This window comes from Halorubrum sp. SP9, assembly GCF_005435015.1.
In the GTDB taxonomy this organism is placed as follows: Archaea; Halobacteriota; Halobacteria; order Halobacteriales; family Haloferacaceae; genus Halorubrum; species Halorubrum sodomense.
Map to the genome: position 1 here is coordinate 1 of NZ_SGXU01000300.1, position 533 is coordinate 533.

1 protein-coding gene is annotated in these 533 nt (G+C 60.0%); it reads left to right on the forward strand.

Annotated elements, in window-relative coordinates; genetic code table 11:
* A partial coding sequence (locus tag EXE45_RS19970; protein WP_158294327.1) for a hypothetical protein occupies positions 1 to 533 on the forward strand: 533 nt, incomplete at both ends.

A 533-nucleotide genomic window follows, 5' to 3' on the forward strand; every position in this document is an offset into this window, starting at 1 on the left:
GATTATGAAGAATATGATGCTCCGATAGTCAAAGGTCATCCCGAGTGTCTCATCACGTTCGAACGCATCGTCGGGCTGGCCCCGTTCAACACGGGCGATGGCTTCCTCGACGCACAGAACAACCTCGAACTGGGTGGCGAGCGTGACTACGGGAACGACGTGATTCTCACGGTCGAAGGCCCCGAACTGGTCGAAGGCGAACTGTGGACGGAGGACAACGACTTCCGTGACCTCCGTGTACTCGGGGATCCGACCTCGGACTTCTCGCCGTACGAGGAGCGCAACGACGTGGATCGGTCTACTGATCCGCCGACGGTTGAGACGCTCGGTGTCAGCCTCGGGATGGGTGCGTTCGACGGCGACCGCGCCGACGATGACAGCGAGTGGCTCGCTGTTGACGAGGACGATGAAGATGAGGAAATTCAGTTCGACAGTCGGTACATCCAGTTCCTCATCAGTTCCTCCCGTGCGGCTGACCTGCTCGGGCAACTTGACACCGCGGGCAAGTGGGCGCACACGCAGGAGGGTGAACT